General features: G+C 52.2%; 18 protein-coding genes. 13 read left to right on the plus strand and 5 right to left on the minus strand.

Annotated elements, in window-relative coordinates; all coding sequences use genetic code 11:
• Positions 1–58 precede the first annotated feature (58 nt).
• Positions 59–2,110: an EAL domain-containing protein gene (locus LQ901_RS13680; RefSeq protein ID WP_152136772.1), complete on the minus strand. Its 2,052-nt coding sequence runs from the start codon at positions 2,108–2,110 to the stop codon at positions 59–61.
• 487 nt (positions 2,111–2,597) lie between these two features.
• On the opposite strand from LQ901_RS13680, the gene mioC reads away from it, so the two are divergent.
• From mioC to LQ901_RS13740, 12 genes are all read left to right on the plus strand, one after another.
• A complete protein-coding gene (gene mioC / locus LQ901_RS13685) occupies positions 2,598–3,044 on the plus strand; it encodes an FMN-binding protein MioC (RefSeq protein ID WP_233672329.1) in 447 nt (148 codons plus the stop codon).
• A 402-nt stretch (positions 3,045–3,446) separates the two neighbouring features.
• A complete protein-coding gene (mnmG, locus tag LQ901_RS13690; protein ID WP_233672330.1) occupies positions 3,447–5,336 on the plus strand; it encodes a tRNA uridine-5-carboxymethylaminomethyl(34) synthesis enzyme MnmG in 1,890 nt (629 codons plus the stop codon).
• 31 nt (positions 5,337–5,367) lie between these two features.
• Positions 5,368–5,994, plus strand: coding sequence for a 16S rRNA (guanine(527)-N(7))-methyltransferase RsmG (gene rsmG / locus LQ901_RS13695; RefSeq protein ID WP_233672331.1), 627 nt, complete (start codon positions 5,368–5,370; stop codon positions 5,992–5,994).
• Positions 5,995–6,712: 718 nt separating this feature from the next.
• Positions 6,713–7,093: an ATP synthase subunit I gene (locus tag LQ901_RS13700; protein WP_010863010.1), complete on the plus strand. Its 381-nt coding sequence runs from the start codon at positions 6,713–6,715 to the stop codon at positions 7,091–7,093.
• Positions 7,094–7,101: 8 nt separating this feature from the next.
• Positions 7,102–7,902, plus strand: coding sequence for a F0F1 ATP synthase subunit A (gene atpB / locus LQ901_RS13705; protein ID WP_010863011.1), 801 nt, complete (start codon positions 7,102–7,104; stop codon positions 7,900–7,902).
• 57 nt (positions 7,903–7,959) lie between these two features.
• A complete protein-coding gene (gene atpE, locus LQ901_RS13710) occupies positions 7,960–8,217 on the plus strand; it encodes a F0F1 ATP synthase subunit C (RefSeq protein ID WP_010863012.1) in 258 nt (85 codons plus the stop codon).
• A 37-nt stretch (positions 8,218–8,254) separates the two neighbouring features.
• On the plus strand, positions 8,255–8,725 hold the full coding sequence (gene atpF, locus LQ901_RS13715) for a F0F1 ATP synthase subunit B (RefSeq protein ID WP_010863013.1): 471 nt from the start codon (positions 8,255–8,257) through the stop codon (positions 8,723–8,725).
• Between the two features lie 14 nt (positions 8,726–8,739).
• Entirely contained in the window at positions 8,740–9,273 is a 534-nt protein-coding gene (gene atpH / locus LQ901_RS13720; protein ID WP_010863014.1) for a F0F1 ATP synthase subunit delta, read from the plus strand.
• Between the two features lie 12 nt (positions 9,274–9,285).
• Positions 9,286–10,827: a F0F1 ATP synthase subunit alpha gene (gene atpA / locus LQ901_RS13725; RefSeq protein WP_152129191.1), complete on the plus strand. Its 1,542-nt coding sequence runs from the start codon at positions 9,286–9,288 to the stop codon at positions 10,825–10,827.
• 51 nt (positions 10,828–10,878) lie between these two features.
• Positions 10,879–11,742, plus strand: coding sequence for a F0F1 ATP synthase subunit gamma (atpG, locus tag LQ901_RS13730; RefSeq protein WP_010863016.1), 864 nt, complete (start codon positions 10,879–10,881; stop codon positions 11,740–11,742).
• 30 nt (positions 11,743–11,772) lie between these two features.
• Positions 11,773–13,149: a F0F1 ATP synthase subunit beta gene (gene atpD / locus LQ901_RS13735; protein ID WP_010863017.1), complete on the plus strand. Its 1,377-nt coding sequence runs from the start codon at positions 11,773–11,775 to the stop codon at positions 13,147–13,149.
• 21 nt (positions 13,150–13,170) lie between these two features.
• A complete protein-coding gene (locus tag LQ901_RS13740; protein ID WP_010863018.1) occupies positions 13,171–13,599 on the plus strand; it encodes a F0F1 ATP synthase subunit epsilon in 429 nt (142 codons plus the stop codon).
• A 579-nt stretch (positions 13,600–14,178) separates the two neighbouring features.
• Here LQ901_RS13740 and potE read toward each other — a convergent pair.
• Entirely contained in the window at positions 14,179–15,504 is a 1,326-nt protein-coding gene (potE, locus tag LQ901_RS13745; RefSeq protein ID WP_010863019.1) for a putrescine-ornithine antiporter, read from the minus strand.
• 1,126 nt (positions 15,505–16,630) lie between these two features.
• On the opposite strand from potE, the gene adiA reads away from it, so the two are divergent.
• On the plus strand, positions 16,631–18,901 hold the full coding sequence (gene adiA, locus LQ901_RS13750; protein ID WP_039046355.1) for an arginine decarboxylase: 2,271 nt from the start codon (positions 16,631–16,633) through the stop codon (positions 18,899–18,901).
• 122 nt (positions 18,902–19,023) lie between these two features.
• Here adiA and LQ901_RS13755 read toward each other — a convergent pair whose 3' ends face one another.
• The 3 genes from LQ901_RS13755 to glyS all read right to left on the minus strand — a co-directional run bounded on the left by LQ901_RS13755 (position 19,024) and on the right by glyS (position 24,166).
• Complete coding sequence (locus LQ901_RS13755; protein ID WP_010863021.1) at positions 19,024–20,298, minus strand: valine--pyruvate transaminase; 1,275 nt, start codon at positions 20,296–20,298, stop codon at positions 19,024–19,026.
• Positions 20,299–20,555: 257 nt separating this feature from the next.
• Positions 20,556–21,800, minus strand: coding sequence for a valine--pyruvate transaminase (locus LQ901_RS13760; protein WP_233672332.1), 1,245 nt, complete (start codon positions 21,798–21,800; stop codon positions 20,556–20,558).
• A gap of 293 nt (positions 21,801–22,093) precedes the next feature.
• Positions 22,094–24,166 (minus strand): glycine--tRNA ligase subunit beta, encoded by a 2,073-nt coding sequence (glyS, locus tag LQ901_RS13765; protein WP_233672333.1) that lies wholly within the window; start codon positions 24,164–24,166, stop codon positions 22,094–22,096.

Consider the following 24,166-nt stretch of genomic DNA (forward strand, 5'->3'; position numbering starts at 1 on the left):
TCAGGCCGCTTTGGCATTATCTAAGCGCGGCAAACACACGCCACTACGTCTTACGGTCTTACGGCAAGTCACTCTCTGTAGCACGTAAAAACGCACTCACCGCCTCCAGCGGTTGCGGACGGACAATCAAGAACCCTTGCACCCGATCCACGCCACATTCGCTGACAAACGCCAGCTCCTGCTCAGTTTCAACCCCTTCGGCAACCACCTGACAATGTGCCAACTGACCGATTTGTACCAACAAGCGGTATAACTCACGCCCTTTCGGCGCCGTGCAGTCCAGCAGTAATGAGCGATCCAGTTTTACTTTATCGAATGGGTATTTCATCAGATGAGGGAAAGAGGCAAAACCGGCGCCAAAATCATCCATCGCCACCTGACAACCCATCGCCTGCAACGCTTGCATGGTGTCTAACAGCTGTGAACGGTTATCCAACGCCGCCTCTTCGGTGATCTCAATCTCCAGCCGCGTTGGCGCAATGCCAAAGTGCGCCAAGCGCCCCGCCAAATAAGGTACAAACTCCGCTTGGCTGATGGTACGCGCCGAAATATTCACACTCACGCGCACGTTGGGCGCCGCAGGCAGGCGTTGTAGGTCAGCCAACACCAGATCCACCACCCGTCGATCCAGCTCTGGCATAGCATCCAACAGCTGAAAATCGGCCACAAAGGCCGGCCCATGCAACAGCCCACTAGCATCACGGTAGCGCAGCAATGCCTCAAAACAGTGCCCAGCCTCACCCTGCACGGCGTGCTGACGCTGATAGTGCATCACCAGTGCGCCCGAGCGCAAAATTCGCGTCACCCGCCGCTGGGCATTGGCGCGCTGTAAACTGGCCTGCGCCGATGTGCGCATCTCTGCGAGCAATGCACTAAAGGTCACGCGCTCCACACCACTGGCGACCGCAGACCCCATCCGTTGCCCTTGGCCAGCAAAGGCCAGATAAAACGGCCGATACAGCGCCGTCCCCACCACAATCAGCAGTAGCTGCAACAGCGCCCCGCTCACCTGCTCGCCCATCGCCAGATAGCCACTTAACAGCGGTGGCGTCATCCAATCGACAATGGTCACCACAGGGCTGACCCATCCATAACTGATCGCCAAATAAGCCAGTACAAAACTGACCAACGGCACCCCAATAAAAGGAATGATCAGCAAGGGGTTAAAAATAATCGGTAAGCCAAACAGCAACACTTCATTGATGTTAAACAGCACCATCGGCAAGGCAGCAAAAGCCAACATCAAGTGTTTACGATCGCGAGAAAACAGCAAAATACACAGCAGTAGGGAAATGCTGTTACCCGAGCCACCCATCGACAAAAATGCATCATAAAAGCCTTGGCTAATGGTATGCAGCGGCGCTTGCCCGGCCTGCCACGCGGCTAAATTCTCTTGAGTCACCGCAAACAGCATCTGTTTCACGGACAATAAAAAGTTATGCCCGTTAATGCCCACCGAACCCAGGGCGCCCAGAATAAATTGATACATCAAACCGCCGCTCAAGGTCAGCGGATCGGGGCGATAATGGCTAAGCAGCCCAGTAAACAGTGCAATCCCGGCTCTCGTCAGCGCCGCCACCCACAGCGCCAGCAAGCAAAATAGTAAAAATTGACCGACTTGGCGTAGCAATAACAGGGCAAAATCCGCCGATTGTGGCTGCAACTCCCGAAACCGAAAGCAGCGACAAAACAGCAGCGTGATGACCGCACTGAGCATGGCCAACAACGGATTATTCGGCAGATGCAAGGTGCCAGCAAACAGACCGTTCACGCCCGACACCACATAGAGCAAGGTCAAGGCATACAAAATAAACGCGGCGCTGTTAAACGAGGTCTTATGCGATAGGTAGTAGCTGATCACCACGCACAGGGCCAGCGGGTATAAGTTGATCAGAATATCGGACAGGTGAAATAACTGCGCGGCGGCAGCCGGCCAATGGGCATACGACAGGGCTTGCCCCGACAGCACCGTCAGCGCATTGGCGAGCGTTAACGGTAGCAACAATAAGGCAATAGCAGAGATATCATAAAGATAGGTGCTATACCCCGTACGCAGGGGGGAAAATGGCAACGAACGCCAACGCGATAGCAAAGACAGGAAACACCTCATGGCCAAGCTCGGTATCACTTCAGGTTACGCATGTGCTGTCGTCCCTGTCGGCCAACATGCTCTTTAAGGCCGCCTTCCGTTGCCATACCAGCAACGAACCATAAACGCTCTCGGGACTTGTCCTTAGGACACCGGAAAAGCAGGCGGCAAACGGATCTCCGTAGTCAACATGACGCACCGATCATACTCTGTGCCACGTCATAACCTGTTAGCGATAAATGCGTGCAACAGACGCGCTAAGCCATTAAAGGGCCGAAAACCGAGTGGATCCCCACTTTACGAATGATCCACGCCCCAGTGACGTCCACACCATTCAGTGAATGCAAATCACCGGATCAGAAAAGTTATCCACACGATCTTCCCAACTCTAGGCAAGGGTGCGATCCCGGCATACAATGACCGCCATCACAACGTAAGATCGTGTTGATACCGCGTCCTGGGTAAATACGCGCTAGGCAAATACGAGTAAGTACAGGTAAGTATTGTTATGACATCCATCAGCTTGATCACCGGCAGCACTCTCGGCGGCGCCGAATATGTGGCGGAACATCTGGAAAGCCTGTTACAGCAGCAAGGCTATGCCACTGAGGTTTTACACGGTCCACAGCTGAGCGAGATCCCCTCCGATAGCCTGTGGCTGCTGATCAGCTCAACCCACGGAGCTGGTGAGGTTCCCGATAACCTGCAACCGCTACTGCAGCAACTGCAACAAAGTGCCGATCTGCACGGCCTGCGCTATGGCCTGATTGGTTTAGGTAGCCAAGCTTACGATACCTTTTGTCAGGCTGTGAAAACCTTAGATCAGGTTCTGCAAGCCAAAGGCGCGCAGCGGATCGGTGAACGCTTAGAAATTGATGTCAGCACCGGAGTTATCCCCGAAGATCCGGCTGAGGTCTGGCTTGAGCAGTGGATAACTTTACTGGATAAACAGTAAAAAATATTTTTCGGTTATCACTGTGGATCTCTGTGGATAAGCACTGATCATACACAGGGATAACCGGTATTTATTCAAAGAACAACTCACCATGCCTCAGGCCTATGTGGATAAACCCCACTTTTGATCCCAGCTTGTCCGCCCTAGGATCACGGATCTTCCACAGTAAATGATCCTTGGTAACTGAATGATCTCGTTGATCAATTCATCCTTATCCACAAGATCGTGCGATCCTAATAGAAGATCCAACAAAAGATCTCTATATAAAAAGATCTTTATTTTCTTTTAAGCCAGATCAATTCCGGTTTCCCTTACGACCTAAACTTAAGTAGAATCCGTGATCCTTAGCGAATAATTCCCCCAAGAAGATCTTGTTAACGCACAAACCGAGGTGTGGTGATCATGTTTTACCCGGATCCCTTTGACATCATCGTGATCGGTGGCGGACACGCCGGTACCGAAGCCGCGATGGCATCTGCCCGCATGGGACTGCGGACACTCCTGTTGACCCATAATGTCGATACATTAGGGCACATGTCTTGCAACCCTGCGATCGGTGGGATCGGCAAGGGGCACTTGGTCAAAGAGCTCGATGCCTTGGGCGGTCTGATGGCTCGTGCCACCGATCGTGCCGGTATCCAATTCCGCATTCTTAATGCCAGCAAAGGCCCAGCCGTTCGGGCAACCCGCGCTCAAGCCGACCGTGTGCTGTACCGTCAAGCGGTGCGCACCGCACTGGAAAATCAACCTAACCTGCAGATCTTCCAGCAAGCAGTCGACGATCTGATCGTAGAAAATGATCAGGTGGTAGGCGCCGTCACCCAGATGGGCTTGAAGTTCCGCGCCAAAGCGGTGGTGTTAACCGTGGGTACTTTCCTCGACGGCAAGATCCATATCGGGTTGGAAAACTACAGCGGCGGCCGTGCGGGCGATCCACCAGCAGTCGCGCTATCGCACCGTCTGCGCGAGCTTCCACTGCGTGTTAAGCGCCTCAAAACCGGTACGCCACCGCGTTTAGATGCTCGAACCATCGATTTTTCTGCCCTGCAGCAGCAGTGGGGTGATAATCCTGCGCCGGTCTTCTCATTCTTGGGCGATGCCAGCGAGCATCCAGAGCAGATGCCGTGCTACATCACCCACACCAACGAGCGTACTCACGATGTGATCCGCGCTAACTTGGATCGCAGTCCAATGTATGCCGGGATCATCGAAGGGATCGGGCCGCGTTATTGCCCATCGATCGAAGACAAAGTGATGCGCTTTGGTGATCGTAACGGACACCAAGTCTTCTTAGAGCCAGAAGGGCTGACCAGTCACGAAATTTACCCGAACGGGATCTCCACCAGCTTGCCTTTTGACGTGCAGATGGCGATCGTGCGTTCGATCCGCGGCTTGGAAAACGTCAATATCGTCCGTCCAGGCTATGCGATCGAGTATGATTTCTTCGATCCACGCGATCTGAAACAGACGCTGGAAAGCAAAGTGATCCGCGGTCTGTTCTTTGCCGGTCAGATCAACGGTACTACCGGTTACGAAGAAGCGGCAGCGCAAGGTTTGCTGGCGGGTTTGAACGCCGGCTTGTTCGCCCAAGAAAAAGAGGGCTGGTTCCCACGTCGCGACCAAGCGTATTTGGGCGTGCTGGTGGACGACTTGTGTACTTTAGGGACCCAAGAGCCATACCGCATGTTTACCTCTCGGGCGGAATATCGTCTGTTGCTACGTGAAGACAACGCCGATCTGCGCTTAACCGAAACCGGTCGTCTGTTAGGTCTGGTGGATGACGAGCGTTGGGCGCGCTTTAGCGAGAAGTTGGAAAACATCGAGTTGGAGCGTCAGCGTCTGCGTTCAACCTGGGTCAATCCGACCAGCGTGGGTGTCGATGCGGTGAACGCCGTAATTTCCGCGCCACTGTCACGGGAAGCCAGCGGAGAAGATCTGCTGCGTCGCCCTGAGATGGATTACGCCACTTTGACCGCTCTAGAGGCCTTTGCGCCGGCGCTGGCCGATGCGCAAGCCGCCGAGCAAGTTGAAATTCAGGTGAAATACGCCGGTTACATCGCGCGCCAGCAAGATGAAATTGAAAAGCAATTGCGACACGAAAACACCCCGTTGCCAGCGGATCTGGATTATCACCAAGTGAACGGGCTGTCTAACGAAGTAATTGCCAAACTCAACGATCACAAACCAACCAGTATTGGCCAAGCTTCGCGGATCTCGGGGATTACTCCAGCCGCGGTGTCTATCTTACTGGTGTGGTTGAAAAAACAAGGTCTGTTGCGTCGCACCGCATAACGGCGCGTAGCCTTCAAGGAAACTGTAACGCATGTTAGCGCAAACTTTAGACCGTCTGCTGGCGCAGACGGCACTTTCCGTGTCCGATCAGCAAAAACAGCAACTGCTGGCCTTTGTCGGTCTGCTGGATAAATGGAACAAAGCGTATAACCTGACCTCGGTGCGCGATCCGCAAGAAATGCTGATTAAGCATATTCTGGATAGCATCGTGGTAAGTCCTTACTTACAAGGTGAGCGCTTTATTGATGTCGGTACTGGTCCCGGTTTACCAGGGATCCCACTGGCTATCATGAATCCAGATAAATCCTTTACGCTGTTGGATAGCTTAGGCAAGCGCATTCGTTTTATCCGTCAGGTACAACACGAATTAGGCTTAACCAATATCATCCCTGTGCAAAGTCGGGTGGAAGAGTTCCAGCCGGAGCAGGGGTTTGATGGCGTACTGAGCCGTGCCTTTGCATCACTGCAGGATATGGTGGATTGGTGTCATCATTTGCCGGCTGTTGACCAAGGGCTGTTTTATGCTCTCAAAGGCGTCGCGCCTGATACGGCGAGTGACCCATTGCCGGCTTGGTGCCAAATCCAGCAAATTATTCCGCTGCTGGTGCCGGAGCTGGATGCCGAGCGACATCTGGTGCTGATCCGCAAAGTACAATAAGCGCGACTATCGATAACCGCCGCTGTGGGTAACCACCAGCGGCGGTGTTACATCTGTCGGTGCGAAATACCGCCTTATTTTTCTATGAGTCAAGTGGCATAGCTAAGGGCTGGTTTTGCATCTGATTGAGTGCTATTTACATGATGCTGGCGTGATCCGCGTAGAATGGCGCGACATGTATAGTTACCAAACGGACGTATTTTTTTGTGATGTTTTCCTCAAAACATAATGCAATTACCGGTTATGTTGAGGCTGAATCGATTTTCTTGGATGTGATAAGAATATCTTGTTGCAACAGAATGAAATCGTAGCATCATTATGTAATATTATTCTCCGGTCAAACGCTGGGAGAATAGGCTGCGCGGCAGTTAGGGTGTTTATATTTAGCATCACTGCATCGTCGGCATAAGAAAGAACAGGCTGTTTATATTTATCTAGTTGATTAAGTTAGGTTAAATATTACTGACATCCTTTTTCTTTTGCATTACAAGCATTCTTATTTATTGTACAAAATAAGCGGTTTGTGTTTACCAAATGTAAACAATTTAGCGTGTTTTTGCTGCTAACAGATTGCATTGATATACCGACTCCGTATAATTTCGTTTTATTCGGCACCGCTTGGCTGAGTAATAAAAAAATACCGCCTGCAAGTGCAGGGAAGAATTAAAGACAGCCGCGGAGTACCTGTTGGCTGGCACTTATCAATCAGAAGGGCGAGATGTCTGTATTAACCCTTGCCGGACGCCGTTTTGCGCGCCGGATCTGGTGGATCCAAGCCAGTGTGGTGCTGTTGTGTAGTCTGTTGTTTAGTGTGTACCGCCTACAATGGGGTTGGTCCGCATTAGCGTGTGGCGTGGTGGTTCTGATCCCCAATGCTCTGTTTGCTTGGTTCGCGTTTCGCTACGGCGGCGCACTGCACTCTGAGCAAGTCATGCGTTCGTTTATGGTGGGAGAACTCACCAAAATTTTTGTAACAGTTGCGCTTTTTGCATTGGTTTACAGGTACATGGATGTGTTACTCCTTCCTTTGTGCTTGACCTATTTGGCTGTGTTGGCAGTGAACCTGTTGGCACCGGTAATTTTTAACAACAACGAGTAGGAAGCATCATGTCTGCATCGGGTGAAGCTCTCACGCCGTCCGGATATATCCAGCACCACCTGACAAACCTGTCGGTGGGGCAGGGGTTTTGGACATTCCATCTGGATACGCTCTTTTTTGGTGCCGTCATTGGCTGTCTGTTTTTGTGGTTATTTTATCGTGTTGCGGTGAAAGCCACCTCCGGAGTCCCGGGGAAACTGCAGTGTGCCGTCGAAATGCTGGTCGAATTCGTAGACCAAACGGTACGTGATACCTTCCAAAGTCGTAACAACACTATCGCGCCACTTGCGCTGACCATTTTTGTCTGGGTGTTCCTGATGAACGCCATGGACTTGATCCCGGTCGATTTCCTGCCGCAAGCGGCCAGCCTGATGGGCATTCCTTATCTGCGTGTGGTTCCTACCACTGACCTGAATACAACCTTTGCGTTGTCACTGGGTGTGTTCTGCTTAATCATCTTCTATAGCGTGAAAGTAAAAGGACCGAAGGGCTTTATCAAAGAGCTGACGCTGCATCCTTTTAACCACCCGCTCATGATCCCCTTTAACTTCGTTCTGGAACTCGTGACCTTACTGGCTAAGCCAATCTCATTGTCTTTGCGTCTGTTCGGTAACATGTATGCCGGCGAGTTAATTTTTATCCTGATTGCTGTGATGTACACCGCCGGTTTGGGTTCGGGCTTTATCGCTACGTTCTTGCAACTCGGTTGGGCCATCTTCCACATTCTGGTTATCACCCTGCAGGCATTCATTTTCATGATGCTGACCGTGGTGTACCTGAGTATGGCGCATACGGATTCAGATCATTAATTGTGACCCCCATAACCTTAATAACTGGCTGTTTATAAACATAAATTGGAGATAACCATGGAAACTGTAATTAGCATTACTATCATCGGTGTTGCTATCATGATCGGTCTGGCCGCACTGGGTACTGCTATCGGCTTTGCGATTTTGGGTGGCAAATTCCTGGAAGCTTCTGCTCGTCAACCTGAAATGGCCCCTGCTCTGCAAGTTAAAATGTTTATCGTCGCAGGTCTGCTGGATGCGATTTCCATGATTGCCGTAGGTATCGCGCTGTTCTTCGTATTCGCTAACCCGTTTGTGGGTCTGTTGCAGGGTTAATTTTCCGCGGCCACTTAACTGTTAGGGAGATGCCGTTGTGAATATCAACGCAACTCTGCTGGGTCAGGCAATTTCGTTCATGTTATTTGTCTGGTTCTGCATGAAACTCGTTTGGCCACCATTGATCGCTGCCATTGAAGAACGTCAGAAAAAGATTGCTGATGGTCTGGCTGCGTCAGATCGTGCAGCCAAAGATTTGGAGCTGGTTCAGGCCAAAATGGCGGAACAGCTGAAAGACGCCAAAGTTCAGGCTGCGGCCATTATTGAACAGGCGAACAAGCGTAAAGCGCTGATTCTGGATGAAGCGCGCACTGAAGCTGATGCTGAGCGTCAGAAGATCATTGCGCAAGGTCAGGCAGAAATTGATGCTGAGCGTAAGCGTGCTCGTGAGGAACTGCGTAAGCAGGTGGCTGCACTGGCCATTGCCGGTGCGGAGAAAATCCTGGAGCGTTCTGTGGATGAAGCTGCTAACAGCGACATCGTCGATAAATTGGTTGCTGAACTGTAAGGAGGGTAGGGCTTATGTCAACAATGACTACTGTTGCCCGTCCCTACGCTAAAGCAGCATTTGACTTTGCGGTTGAACACAATGCGATTGAGGCGTGGCAGTCTATGTTGGACTTTGCTGCGCAAGTTGCCCGCAATGAGCAGATTGCCGGATTGCTTGATGGTGCGTTAGCACCGGAAGCGTTGGCGGATTTGTTTATTGCCGTATGTGGCGAACAGCTCGATTCGCATGGCCAGAACCTGATCCGGGTGATGGCTGAAAACCACCGCCTGGCCGCGTTATCTGATGTTCTGATGCAATTTGTTGAGTTGCGCACGGCGTATGAAGCCACAGTGGAAGTGGATGTCACCTCCGCCACCCCACTGACGGAAGAACAACAGAATAAAATTATCGCAGCCATGGAAAAGCGTTTGGCGCGTAAAGTTAAGCTGAATTGCAACCTAGAGAATTCTGTGATGGGCGGCGTGATCATTCGCGCCGGTGACCTGGTGATCGATGGTTCGATCCGAGGCCGCTTAGCTCGTCTCACAGAATCGTTGCAGTCTTAAGGGGACTGGAGCATGCAACTGAATTCCACCGAAATCAGCGAACTGATCAAGCAGCGCATTGCTCAGTTCAATGTTGTGAGCGAGGCTCGCAACGAAGGTACTATTGTTTCGGTAAGTGACGGGATCATCCGCATTCACGGCCTGGCCGATGTAATGCAGGGTGAGATGATCGCACTGCCGGGTAACCGTTATGCCATCGCACTGAACCTGGAGCGCGACTCTGTAGGTGCGGTAGTGATGGGTCCGTATGCCGATCTGGCTGAGGGCATGAAAGTCACTTGTACCGGCCGTATTCTGGAAGTGCCGGTAGGTCGTGGTCTGTTGGGCCGTGTGGTTAACACCCTGGGTGAACCTATCGACGGTAAAGGCGCAATCGACAACGATGGCTTCTCGCCGGTTGAAGTGATTGCACCGGGCGTTATCGATCGTCAATCGGTCGACCAGCCAGTACAGACCGGTTATAAGTCTGTCGATGCCATGATCCCAATCGGTCGTGGTCAGCGTGAGCTGATCATCGGTGACCGTCAGACCGGTAAAACCGCGCTGGCGATCGATGCCATCATCAACCAGCGCGACTCCGGCATTAAGTGTGTGTACGTGGCCATCGGCCAGAAAGCGTCCACCATTGCTAACGTGGTACGTAAGCTGGATGAGCACGGCGCACTGGCTAACACCATTGTTGTGGTGGCGTCAGCGTCTGAGTCTGCGGCTCTGCAATACCTGGCGCCGTACTCCGGTTGTGCCATGGGTGAATACTTCCGTGACCGCGGTGAAGATGCGCTGATCGTATACGATGACCTGTCTAAGCAAGCTGTTGCTTATCGTCAGATTTCCCTGCTGCTGCGCCGTCCGCCTGGTCGTGAAGCGTACCCAGGTGACGTGTTCTATCTGCACTCCCGTCTGCTGGAGCGTGCGGCCCGTGTTAATGCGGATTACGTAGAGCGCTACACCAACGGTGCAGTAAAAGGCCAGACCGGTTCTCTGACTGCGCTGCCAATTATCGAAACTCAGGCGGGCGACGTTTCGGCGTTCGTGCCAACCAACGTGATTTCGATTACTGACGGTCAGATCTTCTTGGAATCTAACCTGTTCAACGCCGGTATCCGCCCTGCGGTTAACCCTGGGATCTCCGTATCCCGTGTGGGTGGCGCGGCGCAGACCAAGATCATCAAGAAACTGTCCGGTGGTATCCGTACCGCACTGGCACAGTACCGTGAACTGGCGGCGTTCGCTCAGTTTGCTTCCGATCTGGATGATGCGACCCGTAAGCAGCTGGCGCACGGTCAGAAAGTGACTGAACTGCTGAAGCAGAAACAGTATGCCCCGATGTCCGTTGCGGCTCAGGCGCTGGTGCTGTTCGCGGCAGAGCGTGGCTATCTGGACGACATCACACTGAACAAGATTGGCGACTTTGAAGCTGCTCTGCTTTCCTTCGCCCAGCGTGACTACGCTGAGCTGATGGCACAGATTAACCAAACGGGTGGTTACAACGAAGAGATCGAGAATGGCTTTAAGTCTATTCTGGATACCTTCAAGGCAACCCAGACCTGGTAACCTGTCGGGCAGCGGCGTAAGTCGCTGCCCCGTCATGACGGAGAGGCAGAGATGGCCAGCGCAAAAGAGATACGAACAAAGATCGCTAGTGTGCAAAGCACACAGAAGATCACCAAGGCTATGGAAATGGTGGCCGCCTCCAAGATGCGTAAAACGCAGGAGCGCATGGCTGCCAGTCGTCCGTATGCCGAAACTATGCGTAAGGTGATCGGTCATATCGCGCTTGGTAATCTGGAGTACAAGCATCCGTACCTGGAACAACGAGATATCAAGCGTGTCGGCTACTTGATTATCTCCACTGATCGTGGTCTGTGCGGGGGCTTGAACATTAACTTGTTCAAGAAAACCCTGAACGACATGAAAGGTTGGAGTGATAAAGGCGTCGCAGTTGAGGTCGCGCTGATTGGTTCAAAAGCCACGGGATTCTTCAGTTCCGCGGGAGCCAAAGTGGTAGCGCAGACTAATGGTCTGGGCGATACCCCGAGTCTGTCCGATTTGATCGGGCCGGTGAAGGTGATGCTGCAGGCTTATGACGAAGGTCGCTTGGATCAGTTGCACGTGGTGTACAACAAGTTTGTGAACACCATGTCTCAGGTACCGACGATCGATCAGCTTCTGCCCTTACCTAAACCGGATGAAAACGATATCCCAAGCCATAAGTGGGATTATCTGTATGAGCCTGATCCAAAACCGCTGTTAGATACCCTGCTGTCGCGTTTTATCGAATCGCAGGTTTATCAAGGTGTGGTTGAGAACCTCGCCTGTGAGCAAGCGGCCCGGATGGTGGCAATGAAGGCGGCGACCGATAACGCCGGCAACCTGATTAATGACCTGAAACTGGTGTACAACAAAGCCCGTCAGGCCAGCATTACTCAGGAGCTGAGCGAGATTGTATCTGGCGCAGCAGCGGTTTAAGGGCAAACGAATTACTTTAGAGGATTCAAGATGGCTACTGGAAACGTCGTCCAGATCATCGGCGCCGTGGTGGACGTAGAGTTCCCGCAGGACGCTGTACCTCAGGTGTACGATGCACTGACAGTTGAGGGTGCTGAGCTGGTACTGGAAGTGCAGCAGCAGCTGGGTGGTGGTGTTGTTCGCTGTATCGCGATGGGTGCCTCTGATGGCCTCAAACGCGGTCTGAAAGCGCACAATACTGGTGCTCCTATCACTGTACCGGTGGGTGTGGAAACACTGGGCCGGATCATGGATGTGTTGGGTAACCCGATTGACCAGAAAGGTCCAATCGGTGAACAAGATCGCTGGGTGATCCACCGTGAAGCACCAAGCTACGAAGATCAGGCTAACAGCACTGAACTGCTGGAAACCGGTATCAAGGTTATCGACCTGGTATGCCCGTTTGCGAAAGGCGGTAAAGTCGGTCTGTTCGGTGGTGCCGGTGTAGGTAAAACCGTAAACATGATGGAGCTGATCCGTAACATCGCGATCGAGCACTCCGGTTATTCCGTGTTTGCGGGCGTGGGTGAGCGTACCCGTGAAGGTAACGACTTCTACCACGAAATGACAGACTCCAACGTACTGGACAAAGTATCCCTGGTGTACGGTCAGATGAACGAGCCGCCAGGTAACCGTCTGCGCGTAGCACTGACCGGCCTGACCATTGCGGAGAAATTCCGTGATGAAGGTCGTGACGTACTGCTGTTCATCGATAACATCTACCGTTATACCCTGGCGGGGACCGAAGTATCGGCACTGCTGGGCCGTATGCCTTCTGCGGTAGGTTATCAGCCAACGCTGGCGGAAGAGATGGGTGTACTGCAAGAGCGTATTACCTCTACCCGTACCGGTTCTATTACCTCGGTACAGGCGGTATACGTACCTGCGGATGACTTGACTGACCCGTCACCAGCAACCACCTTCGCCCACTTGGATGCGACCGTGGTACTGAGCCGTCAGATTGCGTCACTGGGTATCTATCCTGCGGTTGACCCGCTGGACTCGACCTCTCGTCAGCTGGATCCGCTGGTGGTAGGTCAAGAGCACTATGATGTGGCCCGTGAAGTGCAGTCTGTGCTGCAGCGTTATAAAGAGCTGAAAGACATCATCGCCATCCTGGGTATGGACGAACTGTCCGAGCAGGATAAGCTGATTGTAGCTCGTGCGCGTAAGATCGAGCGTTTCTTGTCCCAGCCATTCTTCGTGGCCGAAGTATTTACCGGTTCACCGGGCAAATACGTGCCGCTGAAGGAAACCATCCGTGGCTTTAAAGGCATTTTGGAAGGTGATTTCGACCACCTGCCAGAACAGGCCTTCTACATGGTCGGTGGCATCGACGAAGCGGTTGAGAAAGCCAAGAAGTACTAATGCTTCGTTGAGGAGGGCAATATGGCTGCAATAACTTTTCATCTGGATGTGGTCAGTGCGGAAAAACGTATTTTTTCCGGTCTGGTAGAAACCATTCAGGTGACCGGTAGTGAAGGTGAGCTGGGTATTTTATCCGGTCACACCCCACTGCTGACTGCCATTAAGCCGGGCATGGTGCGGATCGTCAAACAGCACGGTAAGGAAGAGGTGATTTACCTTTCCGGCGGCATCCTCGAGGTGCAGCCGACTTCCGTAACCGTACTGGCGGATACCGCTATCCGTGGGCAGGACTTGGATCTGGCGCGGGCACAGGAAGCAAAACGCCGTGCCGAAGAGCAGATCAAAAGTTCGCACGGGGATATCGATTATGCTCAGGCCTCAGCGGAACTGGCGAAAGCCCTGGCAAAACTTCGGGTTATCGAGCTGACCAGCAAGGCCGGCAGACGTTAAGTCTCATTTCTGCGTGAAAAAAGCGACCTACGGGTCGCTTTTTTTTGTCTGTCGTTTACCACCGTGAGGCGTTGTGCCGGGGATGACGATATCGAGATCTAGATTATGCCTCTCAACGCGCGTACACCTGCATTCTATGGTTTATGCACTGTTTGCATAATTATTCTTTTTTATGCGAATGATACGGGTAGAGTTCGGTGGCAAGGTTATGCACTGTTGTACGGTTATTGGGTTATTGGGTTATTGGGTTATTGGGTTATTAGGGGATGGGTTATTCGTCGAGAGTGAGCACTCAATAACCGAGGCTAGCGGTGTGAGTCTCTGGCAGCATAGTTTAGGGGGCGGATTTATCGGCTGGCGAGGCTGACACCTGTGGTAGCAAGCGCGGGTGGTGTTGGCGAGAGGCGTGGGGGAAGGCTCCGCTGTCATTATCGCTAGCGCTTGGCTTGCTAGTGCTAAAACCTACACGGGAAACGGTGCGATGGGGACTGTCGAGATCGCGTGCGGTAGATAAGAGATTGCAGACATAAAAAAGCCACACCCTTGGGTGTGGCTTTTTCGTTGAATCGAGCAGCAAACTTATTTGCTGTTTTCCATCGCCAGTTTGGTATCACGACCGGCCAGGAAGCCGTAGAAGATATAACCAATCAGCGTGATGATAGAGCCACCGAACACGGCATCAGCGCCACAGGCATACACGCCGTAGATGCTGTAAGCCACGGCCAGAGTACCCACGATGGAGGCGGCTTTGTACTGGCTTTCGGTGACTTTGTTCTTACGCAGCATCACTTGCAGACCGGTCATCGACAGTACGTAAGGCACCATGTTGATGAATACGGCCAGGTTCAGCAGGGCGTTGAACTGCTTGAGCAGGTTTGGAGAGATGGTCATACAGGCCAGCAGCAGCTCCAGAACCAGCATGATCAGCATACCGGCGATTGGTGCGTCGTCACGAGTCACTTTACCGAAGATTGCTGGGAACAGACGGATGTCTGCAGCGGCTTTAGATACCTGCGCGTTGGTGAACTGCCAGCCCAGCAGGGAGCCGATACAGGCGATAACCGCCAGAGCAGTAACGATTTGACCAACCAGTGGGGTGAACATCATGGAGAACACCAGACCGAATGGCGCATCAGAGTTAGCCAGTTGCGCGTTAGGTACGATACCTTGGATTACAGAGGTAGACGCGATGTACACGATAGCTGCGAAGCCAGTACCGAACAGGCAAGCCAGTGGTACGTTACGCTCTGGGTTTTCTACCGCACCAGAGTTAGCACCAGCAGATTCAATACCCAGGAATGCCCACAGGGTCAGTGCGATACCAGAAGAGATAGCGCTACCGGTACCCATGTTGTGCGGGTTCCATGCTTCAGCAAAGATTTTTGGATCGAACCAGAACCAACCGATGATAGACAGACCGGCTACTGGCAGGATGATACCCCACACGGTGAAGCCAGAGATCTGACCGGTGATTTTAGGACCCTTGAAGTTCGCTACCATGGTCACAATCAGGATGGCAACAACGGTGATGAAGGTGTTGATTGGGGTCGCTTTAATCCACGGGAAGAACGGTGCCATGTAACCGGCTGCGGATACCGCGATAGCTACGCAGCTGATCACCAGACACACGTAGTAAGTATAAGAGGCGATGAAGAAAGAAGATTTGCCGTGTGCTTCTTCAGAGTAAGCAGACATACCGCCGTCACGCTTACAGAAGGCACCACATTTTGCGAAGGTGTAAGCAATACACATGGCACCGACAGCGGTAACCAGCCAAGAGAGCATGGAGATGGCGCCGGTCTGTGCCAGACTGGCCGGTAACATGATAATGCCGGAGCCCATCATATTAACGGCAACCAGTACGGTCAGGCCGACAACCCCCATTTTTTTCGATTCTGTAGCCATGAATTGTATCTCCGAAAGGGATTATTCTTTTAATATTAGAAATCGATAATGTTGATGCTTTTTGCTTAACCAGAAATAAAAATGTATTTATTCATGCATAAAATACACGGACAAATATTGTTTTATTTCCGGTGTGTTTCTGTATATCTATCGTCAGCCAATGACATAAAACACATATACCGAAGTATATGAGAAATAACTTACATAACTGGCGAAAAGAAAATGAAGAATGAAACTTATTGGAATTAAGCAGCACGCTGCTTTTTCGGCTTAAACAGTATTGTAGATAGCTATCTAGGTCAAATTCAGTTCCGACAAAAAACACCAGAATACGTAACGAATTATTTATGCTTAATAATAGGTGGTTTTGGCTATCTGCTTGTTTTTGCGATTATTAATGGTGGAAATAACGATTTCTATGTATGCACAATTATGATCAACTGTGTTTTATGTATGTGGATGGGATTTTAAATGTGTTGAGCGGTAACGAGAGATTGCTCGCGGTATCATTTTGTATGGTGCGGAAACGAAATGTTGTTAAGTGTTGCTAGTTATTTCCATGAGCGTTTTTCATGGTTTTTTGTGACTTGAGTCACGGCATTATTTAGGTAATTTTCTTGCTTTGCAATCTATTCCTGAGTATTTAGCTCGACTATTTACCGCTATTTATAGCGTTAAATTAAAATTTATGCGTAATCATACAGCCAGACTAAAAATTAGTGAATAGTTATTTTGTATTTGTATGTTTATATTCACTCTAGGCTGTTTTGTAATGTTTTGACATATTAGTTAATAGCAAAAAATAAAAAATGGATTTACCATCACTGTGCTTGATGAGTTTGTGTTCCATCTTTTTAATTGACTGCGATATCTGTTAATTGGTTCCGACGTAACGGTAACGTAGAGCCATCTTTGGTCTTCTTATTTACCTGACAGATTATCTTTAATGTTCGCAGCCAATCTGACTATGTATTCAGATTGTTCTTTTATTCAATGAATCTATTCGAAGAATCTGAATACATTATCAAATCACCGTTTTATAACGTACAGACGATAAATGTCTGCGGATATTTATCCGAGCACACCTTGGTATGTGCGGCGTACACCTTGAATGATGGGTTTATCTATGTGTGATAAGAAATATCTGATCGTAGGAAACAGCACTGTTACTAACCTTCCGCTGGAAGAAGCAATCGAAAAGATTGTGACCTCTCTGACCAGCAAGGGTGAACAGGTTCAGTTTGCTCACTCTTACGAGAACGCGACCACCTATGTAACCTCTACTGCAGCAGTTGACTGCGTAATGGCTGAGTGGGTTCCGTCTGAGTCTGCAGAAATCATCGACTTCCTGAAGCAGCTGCGTCTGCGTCACGAGAAAGCCCCAGTATTCCTGCTGGTAAGCTCTCACGGTGACAACAAAGCCGTTACTGCTGAAGTGATGAAGCTGGTGACTGAAACCTTCATGATCCTGGATGACACCACTGATTTCATCGTTGGCCGTCTGCAAGCTGCCGTTGCGCGCTATGAAAAAGCAATCATGCCGCCACTGATGGCTGCCATGATGGAATACGCGAAAGAGAAAGAGTATTCCTGGTCTGCGCCAGGCCACCAAGGTGGTATCGGTTTCTGTAAGACTCCTATCGGTCGTAAGTTCTTCGACTTCTACGGTGAAAACATTTTCCGTACCGATATGGGTATCGAACGTGCTTCTTTAGGTTCAATGCTGGACCACACCGGTGCTTTCGGTGAGAGTGAGAAGTATATCGCTCGCGTATTCGGTGCTGACCGTTCTTACTCTCTGGTCGTTGGTACTTCCGGTGCAAACCGTACCATCTTCCAAGCGTGCTGCTCTGAAGACGATATCGCGATCTGTGACCGTAACAGCCACAAATCTATCGAACAAGGTCTGATGCTGACTGGTGTTGCACCGGTTTACATGACCCCAACTCGTAATGCTTACGGCATCATCGGCCCAATCCCTAAGAAGCAGATGCAGCCTGAAGCTATCAAAGCGAAAATTGCAGAAAGCAAATTCGCGAGCGCAGCGCCACATCAGCGTCCTTCTTACAGTGTGGTAACTAACTGTACTTATGACGGCCTGATCTACAACGGCGACACTATCCAAGAGCTGCTGGGTCAAAGCACTGATCGTATTCACTACGACGAAGCTTGGTTCGGTTACTCTCGCTTCAACCCTATCTACAAGGGCTTCCACGCAATGCGTGGTGATAAAGAAGCGCACGGTAAAGATCAACCAACTATCTTTGCTACCCACTCTACGCACAAACTGCTGAACGCGCTGTCTCAGGCTTCTTACATTCACATGCGTGAAGGCCGTAGCAACATCAAGCCAGAGCAATTCAGCCAAGCGTACATGATGCACGCGACCACTTCTCCGCTGTACTCTATCGCTGCGTCCAACGACGTTGCGGCAGCGATGATGGATGGTCAGCAAGGTATCAACCTGACCACTGAAGTGATCACTGAAGCGGTTGAATTCCGTCAAGCAGTAGCGCGCTCTTTCCACGATGCTGAGAAGAACAACGATTGGTTCTTCAAGCCTTGGAACCCAGAAACTGTTATCGACCCAGTAAGCGGTGAGTCTTATGACTTCGCTGAAGCGCCAGTTTCTCTGCTGAGCTCTGAACAGTCTTGCTGGAAACTGAACCCAGGTGACGAATGGCACGGCTTTGCCGATCTGGATGAAGATTGGGTAATGCTGGATCCAGTTAAAGTGAGCCTGCTGACTCCGGGTCTGAACAAAGACGGTTCTCTGCAAGAGAAAGGCGTTCCAGCTGCACTGGTAACTGCTTATCTGTCTAGCGTAGGTATCGTTCCTACCCGTACCACTGACTTCCAAGTTATGTTCCTGTTCTCCATGGGCGTAACCAAAGGTAAGTGGGTGACTCTGATGAACAGCCTGATGGCGTTCAAAAAGCACTACGATGCCAACACTCCACTGGAAGAAGTTCTGCCAGGTCTGGTAGCCACTGCACCAGAAGTGTACGCAGGTCTGGGTATGCACGATCTGGGCGACAAGATGATCGACTTCCTGAAGACTCACAACCCAAGCGTGAAACTGAACCTGGCTTACTCTACTCTGCCACAAATGGATATGCTGCCACGTAAAGCATATGGCCAATTGGTGGCTGACAATGTTGAGCTGGTATCTGTGAACGAGCTGGCTGGCCGTACTGCCGCGAACTCTGTAATTCCTTATCCACCTGGTATCCCAATGCTGATGTCCGGCGAAAACTTCGGCGACGACAACAGCCCACAAATTGGCTACCTGAAAGCGCTGCAAGCGTGGGATGACACCTTCCCAGGTTTCGAACACGAAACTGAAGGTGCTGAGAAAGAGCACGGCGTTTACCACGTAATGTGTGTAAAAAAATAAGCCGCGCTGACCTCTGATGTCAGGTGCTTGAAAACAAAAACCCCGGTTTAACCGGGGTTTTTTTATGTCTGCTGTATGTTTGTTTTATATCGGTGTTAGTCGCTATATTTTTGCGCGCCGCTTTACTCGCTCAATGGCTGTGCGGCGTCCGCCTCCTGCCACGCCCGCTCAATTTCTTCGGCTAAGATTTTCACGCCTTGCTCAATCAACTCTGGCTCTGGCACATAGTTCATGCGAATGCACTCATCGGCATGCCGCCACGGCTGCGCGAGCCCCGTGAAGAAATGACAGCCGGGAACCACCAGCACACCACGTGCTTTGAGGCGTTCGTACAGGGTTTGGGTCGAGATAGGTAGCCCTGCAAACCACAACCATAAAAATAGCGCCCCTTCTGGCTGGTGGATCTTACAGCGGCTAGCGGGCAGATAACGGCGCAAGATGGCGAGAGTCTGGCTCAAGCGTTGCTGATAGAACGGACGAACCACCTGTTCACTTAAGCGCAGCAGATCGCCACGGCGCAGCATGTCGAGCGCCAGTGCAGGTCCGACACTGCCGGGAGCCAGCGAGATAATGCCATTGAGGTTGCCGATCGCGCGAATGATGCGTGGGTGGGCAATCACAATGCCGCAGCGCAGACCCGGGAGCCCCAGTTTAGACAGGCTCATGCACAAGATGGTGTTGTCATTCCAGTGTGGTTTGGCGTCATTGAAGATGATGCCGGGAAACGGCAAACCGTAAGCGTTGTCGATGAGCAGCGGAATGCGATGGGCACGCGCGAGCTCATCAAGGCGGGTAATTTCCTGATCGGTCAGCACATTGCCGGTGGGATTGGTGGGGCGCGACACGCAAATCAGGCCGATATCCTCACCCAGTGGCAAGGTATCAAAGTCGATATGGTATTTGAAAAAGCCGTCGTCCAGCTCTTCAATCAGGGGGCGATGGGCCAGAAACTGCGAATCTTGCAGGCCGCCGTCGGTGTAGCCTAAGTATTCGGGGGCCAGCGGAAATAAAATCCGCTTTTGCTGACCTGCAGCATTTGGGCCAGCCAGCAGGTTGAACAGATAAAAAAAGGCACTCTGGCTGCCGTTGGTCAGGGCGATGTGTTCGGCGGTCAGTGGCCAGCCAAACTGCTGTTGCAGCCAAGCGGCTAATGCGTGCAAGAAGCTGTCTTTGCCTTGCGGGCCGTCGTAGTTACACAGCGCATCGGTGAGCTCACCGCTGTCGAGCAGATGACGACAGCGCTCGGTAAAGTAATCTTGCATCTGCGGGATGCGCGCCGGATTCCCACCGCCGAGCATGATGGCGCCCGGCGTGCGCAGTCCGTCATTCAGATCGTCCATCAGCTGGGTAATGCCAGCTTGCCGGGTAAATTTGTCACCAAACAAAGACCAGTTCATAAGGGAAAATCACTTCCTGTGCCGATATGGAGTGTCATTGCGTCATATTGAGCAATAACGCAGCGTTTTTTTCTTACCATAACGGCATAAGGGCGCAATCGGCAAGGGAAAGTGCGGCAAATTTAATCACGTTGACGTGCTGAGACATGCTGGTTGGCGGTGCTAAAAAAGAGCGGTAGAGAAAAAGCACCACGGCGCAGTGAGCACCTTATCGGTGACTGCGCTGTGATGTTGTGTCGTGCGGTATATGTGACGGATCAGGCGCTGGCGCGGATCACTTCATCGGCGAGGATCTTCAGGCCACGATCCAAGGTAGCGGCATCGGGGATCACGGTGATCCGGATGCATTGGCGCAAATGTGGCCACGGCGCATCCAGACCCAGCTCAAAGAAGCTGCCCGGCACCACAATCACTTTGCGCGCCTTGAGATGCTGGTACAGCTCATCGGTGCTGATGGTGAGTTTTGGGAACCACAGCCAGAGGAAAAACGCCCCTTCCGGACGATGCACCTGACAGAGCGAAGCCGACAGATGGCGCCGCAGCAGGTGTACCGCTTTATTGATTTTATTCTGGTAATACGGCCGGATGATGCTCTGGCACAGGTCGAGCAAATCGTTACGCTGGATCATCTCTTGCAGCAGCAACGGGCCTAAGGCGTTGACGGACAAACTGATGATGCTATTGAGGTTACGAATGGCGCGGATAATCTCCGGCGCGGCGATCACCAGTCCGCAGCGGGTGCCCGGTAAACCGATTTTGGACAAGCTCATGCACAAGATAGTGTGGCTGTTCCACGGTAACGAGGCGCTGCTGTACAGCAAGTCAGGGAACGGTTGACCGTAGGCATTATCAATCAGCAGCGGAATATCGTGTTGTTGCGCCAACTCGCTCAGGCGTTCGAGCTCGCTATCGGTGATCACGTTGCCGGTGGGATTGGTTGGGCGTGAGACACAAATCAGGCCGGTATTGTCATCCAGCGGCAGGCGCTCGAAATCGATGTGATATTTGAAAAAGCCATCATCCTGCATCTGAATATGCGGATGGGTCGAGATAAACTGACCGGCTTCTAAGCCAGCATCGGTATAGCCAATGTACTCTGGGTTGAGGGGAAATAACACTTTACGCTGGCGACCGTGCGCATCATGGCCGGCAAACAGGTTAAACAGGTAAAAAAAGGCGCACTGGCTGCCGTTGGTCAGGGCAATGTTGTCCGGGGTGAGATCCCAGTCATACAGCTGGTTAAACAGCCGGCACAAGGTAGTGGCAAAATCCTCCCCACGTGGCGGAGGGCTGTAGTTACACACCAGCTCGCGCAGCTCACCTTGCTGCTGCAGCGTGGCCAGTTGCTGTGCAATATACGCCTCTATTTCGGGGATGGAAGCGGGGTTGCCTCCGCCTAACATCACGGTATCGGCGCTGTAGATACCGTCTTCCAGATCGCTCATCATCTGGGTTACGCCGGCAGGACGCATGAATTTTTCGCCAAATTGCGAGAAGTGCATGAAGAGATCCTCAGCCTGAGACGGGCCGACTCATCGGGAGCCAGAGCCGGACAGGGATAACGTCAATCGAATAAAAAAGGTGCGATGCTGCTAACCATAGATCGTAGGGCGACGCTTGGCTATGGTTAGCGCGTTTTGCGTGGCCGTACTGTGTAACCAAGCATTACCGTGCGCTGTATGCCATGGTAGTTATTGCGGGTTGGCATGGGGATAAAAATGGATACGTGGGCAGATAAGGACAGGGCATAAAAAAACCCCGCCGAAGCGGGGTTAGTCACGATGCTTACCGCTGCTTATTGCAGTACGGAGATATCCGCCACTTGCAAGAACAGATCGCGCAGGGTGCTCAGCAGGGTCAGACGGTTGTTACGCAGGGCAACGTCATCCGCCATGACCATCACGCTGTCAAAGAAGGCGTCGACCGGCTCGCGCAGGGCGGCCAGTTCAGTCAGCGCTTCTTGGTAGCGACCTTCAGCAAACAGTGGCTGCAGCTTGGCAGACAGGCTCTGCACTTGCTCGGCCAGCGCTTTTTCAGCCGGCTCTTGCAGCAGGCTGCTGTCGATAGCACTTGGTAGCGCGCCTTCTACTTTCGCCAGAATGTTGGATACCCGCTTGTTGGCCGCTGCCAGTGCCGCCGCCGCATCCAGAGTACGGAAGTGCGATACCGCTTTCACGCGGGCATCAAAATCGGCTGGACGGGTAGGACGACGTGCCAGTACCGCTTGGATCACATCAACGCTGAAGCCTTCGTCTTGATACCAAGCGCGGAAACGGCCCAGCATGAAGTCGACCACGTCAATGACCATGTTGGCATTGCTCAGCTTGTCACCGTACAGGGCTACCGCATGCTCGGTCAGCGCGGTCAGATCCAATGGTAGGTCTTTTTCCACGATGATCCGCAGCACGCCCAATGCGGCGCGGCGCAGGGCGAACGGGTCTTTATCCCCTTTCGGGTGTTGACCGATGCCGAAAATACCGGCCAGGGTATCCATCTTGTCGGCAATCGCGACGGCGCAGGCGACCGCTGAAGATGGCAGGGCATCGCCGGCAAAGCGCGGCATGTACTGCTCGTTCAGGGCTACCGCCACATCTTCGGCTTCGCCATCATGACGGGCATAGTGCATGCCCATGACGCCTTGGGTGTCGGTAAATTCGAACACCATGTTGGTCATCAGGTCACACTTAGACAGCAAACCGGCGCGACGCGCGTGGTTTACATCGGCACCGATTTGGCTGGCGATGAAACCGGCCATCTGCTCGATGCGATCGGTCTTGTCACGCAGGGTTCCCAGTTGCTGTTGGAACAGCACGGTTTCCAGACGTGGCAGACGGTCAGCCAGCTTGTGCTTCAGGTCAGTCTTGAAGAAGAACTCCGCATCCGACAGACGTGGGCGCACCACTTTCTCGTTACCGCTGATGATTTGCTGCGGATCTTTGGACTCAATGTTGGTCACAAAGATGAAGTTTGGCAGCAGTTTGCCGTCGGCGGCGTAGACTGGGAAGTACTTCTGATCACCTTTCATGGTGTACACCAGCGCTTCGGCTGGCACCGCCAAGAATTTCTCTTCGAACTTGGCGGTCAGCACCACTGGCCATTCCACCAGTGAGGTGACTTCTTCCAGCAGGCTTTCGCTGATGTCAGCTTTACCGCCCAGCTCAGCCGCCGCTTGCTCGGCATCACGCAGGATCAGTGCTTTACGCTCAGCGTAGTCAGCAACCACTTTACCGCGCTGGCGCAGCAGCTCTGGGTATTGCTCGGCGTGCTCGATTTCAAACTCGGCTTCGCCCATGAAGCGGTGGCCGCGAATGACGCGATCGGAGTGGATCCCCAAAATGGTGCCAGGAACCAGCTCGTCATCCAGCAGCAGGGTAACGGTGTGCACTGGACGGATAAAGTAGGTGCTCTTGTCGCCCCAGCGCATTGGCTTTGGCATTGGCAGTTTGGCCAGCGCGCTATCGACCATGTCGCACAGCAGCTCTTTGGCTGGACGACCGGCGACTACGGCGCGGTGCAGCAGCCATTCGCCTTTATCGGTCACCATACGCTCGGCTTGGTCGACGGTGATCCCGCAACCGCGCGCCCAGCCTTCAGCGGCTTTGGTCGGTTGACCATCCGCGCCAAATGCTTGGGCAACCGCAGGGCCGCGTTTTTCAATCTGCTGATCCGGCTGGGATTTTTGCAGGTCGATCACTTTCAGCGCCAGACGACGCGGCGCAGCAAACCACTGCACTGGGCCGTGCGCCAGATTGGCTTTATCCAGCTCGGCAGTGAAGTTAGCGGCAAAGGCTTCGGCCAGTGCGCGCAGGGATTTTGGTGGCAGCTCTTCGGTACCGATTTCTACCAGAAAGGTCGCTTGTTGCGTCAT

Origin of the sequence: Plesiomonas sp. PI-19 (assembly GCF_021368255.1) — a bacterium.
Taxonomy (GTDB): Bacteria; Pseudomonadota; Gammaproteobacteria; order Enterobacterales; family CAMTGL01; genus Plesiomonas; species Plesiomonas shigelloides.

Bases quoted from the DNA above. Each gene is read 5' to 3' on its own strand.
- atpE (WP_010863012.1), top strand. From the start codon at position 7,960: ATGGAAACTGTAATTAGCATTACTATCATCGGTGTTGCTATCATGATC.
- LQ901_RS13700 (WP_010863010.1), top strand. From the start codon at position 6,713: ATGTCTGTATTAACCCTTGCCGGACGCCGTTTTGCGCGCCGGATCTGG.
- adiA (WP_039046355.1), top strand. From the start codon at position 16,631: ATGTGTGATAAGAAATATCTGATCGTAGGAAACAGCACTGTTACTAAC.
- LQ901_RS13680 (WP_152136772.1), bottom strand. From the start codon at position 2,110: ATGAGGTGTTTCCTGTCTTTGCTATCGCGTTGGCGTTCGTTGCCATTT.
- LQ901_RS13755 (WP_010863021.1), bottom strand. From the start codon at position 20,298: ATGAACTGGTCTTTGTTTGGTGACAAATTTACCCGGCAAGCTGGCATT.
- mioC (WP_233672329.1), top strand. From the start codon at position 2,598: ATGACATCCATCAGCTTGATCACCGGCAGCACTCTCGGCGGCGCCGAA.
- potE (WP_010863019.1), bottom strand. From the start codon at position 15,504: ATGGCTACAGAATCGAAAAAAATGGGGGTTGTCGGCCTGACCGTACTG.
- rsmG (WP_233672331.1), top strand. From the start codon at position 5,368: ATGTTAGCGCAAACTTTAGACCGTCTGCTGGCGCAGACGGCACTTTCC.
- mnmG (WP_233672330.1), top strand. From the start codon at position 3,447: ATGTTTTACCCGGATCCCTTTGACATCATCGTGATCGGTGGCGGACAC.
- glyS (WP_233672333.1), bottom strand. From the start codon at position 24,166: ATGACGCAACAAGCGACCTTTCTGGTAGAAATCGGTACCGAAGAGCTG.
- atpD (WP_010863017.1), top strand. From the start codon at position 11,773: ATGGCTACTGGAAACGTCGTCCAGATCATCGGCGCCGTGGTGGACGTA.
- atpH (WP_010863014.1), top strand. From the start codon at position 8,740: ATGTCAACAATGACTACTGTTGCCCGTCCCTACGCTAAAGCAGCATTT.
- atpG (WP_010863016.1), top strand. From the start codon at position 10,879: ATGGCCAGCGCAAAAGAGATACGAACAAAGATCGCTAGTGTGCAAAGC.
- LQ901_RS13740 (WP_010863018.1), top strand. From the start codon at position 13,171: ATGGCTGCAATAACTTTTCATCTGGATGTGGTCAGTGCGGAAAAACGT.
- atpB (WP_010863011.1), top strand. From the start codon at position 7,102: ATGTCTGCATCGGGTGAAGCTCTCACGCCGTCCGGATATATCCAGCAC.
- atpA (WP_152129191.1), top strand. From the start codon at position 9,286: ATGCAACTGAATTCCACCGAAATCAGCGAACTGATCAAGCAGCGCATT.
- LQ901_RS13760 (WP_233672332.1), bottom strand. From the start codon at position 21,800: ATGCACTTCTCGCAATTTGGCGAAAAATTCATGCGTCCTGCCGGCGTA.